The organism is Thalassolituus sp. UBA3500 (assembly GCF_002377545.1).
GTDB lineage: Bacteria > Pseudomonadota > Gammaproteobacteria > Pseudomonadales > Oceanobacteraceae > Thalassolituus.
In genome coordinates this window covers 6,046-6,392 of sequence record NZ_DFQB01000049.1, presented here as the reverse complement: position 1 = coordinate 6,392, position 347 = coordinate 6,046, and the positions used below count along the sequence as shown (strand labels likewise).

The following is a 347-nucleotide window of genomic DNA, read 5'->3' as shown; positions in this document are numbered from 1 at the left end:
ATACTGTACAGGCAACCCTGGCCAGGCTTGCAGAAATCGAAGAGCAACTCGAAACGCTGGAAATGCGCTGGCTCGAACTTGAGGAAATGACCGAATGATCTGGCCGATTGCAATACTCGTAGGGTTGGTCGTGTTTGGCTCAATCTATTGGTTGAAACCGAGCCCGCGTGACACGCGCCTCGCTGCACTGCGCCTTGATGCAATCAAGCGCAAGCTGCATGTGCGCCAATACACCTTTAAACCTGATTCGGCGAAAACCGGTATTCGTGATTCCTTTACAGGGACCAACTACACCCTGATGGACCCGAAACCGAAAAAACGCGATAGCGGTGAGCTTTTATGGCGGG

General features: G+C 52.4%; 1 pseudogene. It reads left to right on the top strand.

Features of this window, described 5'->3' with window-relative positions:
* Positions 1–94: 94 nt before the first annotated feature.
* Positions 95–347 (top strand): annotated as a pseudogene (locus tag B2R29_RS12450) (hypothetical protein); the annotation flags it as partial.